1 protein-coding gene is annotated in these 2,206 nt (G+C 61.4%); it reads right to left on the reverse strand.

Annotated features, from left to right (window positions below):
- Nucleotides 1-112: 112 nt before the first annotated feature.
- A complete protein-coding gene (acs, locus tag OC610_RS26115) occupies nucleotides 113-2,068 on the reverse strand; it encodes an acetate--CoA ligase (RefSeq protein ID WP_030142462.1) in 1,956 nt (651 codons plus the stop codon).
- Between the last annotated feature and the right edge of the window lie 138 nt (nucleotides 2,069-2,206).

The raw sequence follows: 2,206 nt of genomic DNA on the forward strand, positions 1-2,206 counted from the left end.
AGCGGGAGCAAGCTCCTCCGCCACAAAGGCAGAGACCTCCTAATGACAGCGACCATAAAAAAGCCCCACCCGGCAAATACCGGGCGGGGCTCTTGGGTACTACACGCGACCGTCAGGCCACGTTCATGGTCTTGTGCGTCTCGATCAGGTGCGCCACCACACCCGGATCGGCCAGCGTGGAGATATCACCCAATCCGTCGTACTCCGCCGTGGCGATCTTACGCAAGATGCGGCGCATGATCTTGCCGGAGCGGGTTTTCGGCAGCCCCGGCGCCCACTGGATCACGTCCGGCGAAGCAATCGGACCGATCTCCTTGCGCACCCAGTTCTTCAGTTCCAGGCGCAAGGCTTCGCTGGTTTCTTCGCCGGCATTGAGGGTGACGTAGACATAGATGCCCTGCCCCTTGATGTCGTGCGGCACGCCCACGACCGCCGCTTCGGCGACTTTCGGGTGGGCAACCATCGCGCTTTCGATCTCGGCCGTGCCCATGCGGTGGCCGGACACGTTGAGCACGTCGTCCACCCGACCGGTGATCCAGTAGTAGCCATCCTCGTCGCGACGGGCGCCGTCACCGGTGAAATACATGCCGCTGAAGGTTTTGAAGTAAGTATCGACAAAACGGTCGTGGTCGCCGTACAGCGTGCGCGCCTGGCCTGGCCACGAATCGAGGATCACCAGGTTGCCTTCGGCCGCACCTTCGATCAGGTTGCCGAGGTTGTCCACCAGCGCCGGCACCACACCGAAGAACGGGCGGGTTGCAGAACCCGGTTTCAACGCCGTGGCGCCTGGCAGCGGGCTGATCAGCACGCCACCGGTCTCGGTCTGCCACCAGGTGTCAACGATCGGGCAACGCTCCTTGCCGACATTCTTGTAGTACCAGTCCCAGGCTTCCGGGTTGATCGGCTCGCCCACCGAACCCAACAGGCGCAGGCTGCTGCCATCGGCGCCTTCAACGGCGGCGGTACCCGAGGCCATCATGGCGCGGATCGCGGTCGGCGCGGTGTAGAGGATGCTGACTTTATGCTTGTCGACAACCTTGGCCACGCGGGTGATGTCCGGGTAGTTCGGCACGCCTTCGAACAGAAGCGTGGTCGCGCCATTGGCCAGCGGGCCGTAGACGATGTAGCTGTGACCGGTGACCCAACCCACGTCGGCGGTGCACCAGTAGACCTCGCCCGGCTTGTAGTCGAACACACGCTCATGGGTCAGCGCCGCGTACAGCAAGTAACCTGCAGTGGTGTGTTGCACGCCCTTGGGCTTGCCGGTGGAACCGGAGGTGTAGAGGATGAACAGCGCTTCCTCGGCGCCCATTTCCTTCGGTGCGCAAACGGTACCAGCCACCTTCATCAGGTCTTCGTACCAGATGTCGCGGTGCTGGTTCCACTTGATGTTGCCCGCCGTGCGCTTGCACACGATGACCTTCTGGATGCTGCTGGTTTCCGGGTTGGTCAGCGCGTCATCGACGTTGGCCTTGAGCGGGATCTTCTTGCCGGCGCGAATGCCTTCGTCGGCGGTGATCACCACTTTGGATTTGCAGTCGATGATCCGGCCGGCCAGTGCTTCAGGGGAGAAGCCGCCGAACACCACCGAGTGAATCGCACCGATGCGGGTACAGGCCAGCATCGCGACCACGGCCTCGGGGATCATCGGCATATAGATCGTCACCACGTCGCCGCGATGCACGTCCTGGCCGCGCAGGGCGTTGGCGAACTTGCAGACTTCTTCGTGCAGCTCGCGATAGGTGATGTTGCGGCTCTCGGATGGGTCATCGCCCTCCCAGATGATCGCGATTTGATCACCGCGCTCGGCCAGGTGACGGTCGAGGCAGTTGTAGGAAACGTTCAAGGTGCCGTCGGCGAACCACTTGATGTCGACATGGTGATCGTCGAAAGAAGTCTGCTTCACCGTGGTGAAAGGCTTGATCCAATCGAGGCGCTTGGCCTGCTCGCGCCAGAAGCCATCGGGGTTGACGACCGACTGCTGGTACATGGCCTTGTAGGTCGCCTCGTCAGTCAGCGTGTTGGCCGCAACCTCGGGACGAACGGGATACACAGAAGCCGCACTCATCTTTCTTACCTCGGTGACAATAGTTGTTTTTGTATGGTTCCGTTGTAGCTTGGGGCGGGCCTATAGAACCATTCGACGATGGTAGTAACAAGTCCCTACAAAATGTCGGTACTAGTGGGAGCCGAGCTTGCTCGCGAT

It is taken from the genome of Pseudomonas agronomica (genome assembly GCF_025917275.1).
GTDB classification, from domain to species: Bacteria; Pseudomonadota; Gammaproteobacteria; order Pseudomonadales; family Pseudomonadaceae; genus Aquipseudomonas; species Aquipseudomonas agronomica.

Bases quoted from the DNA above. Each gene is read 5' to 3' on its own strand.
- acs (WP_030142462.1), bottom strand. From the start codon at position 2,068: ATGAGTGCGGCTTCTGTGTATCCCGTTCGTCCCGAGGTTGCGGCCAAC.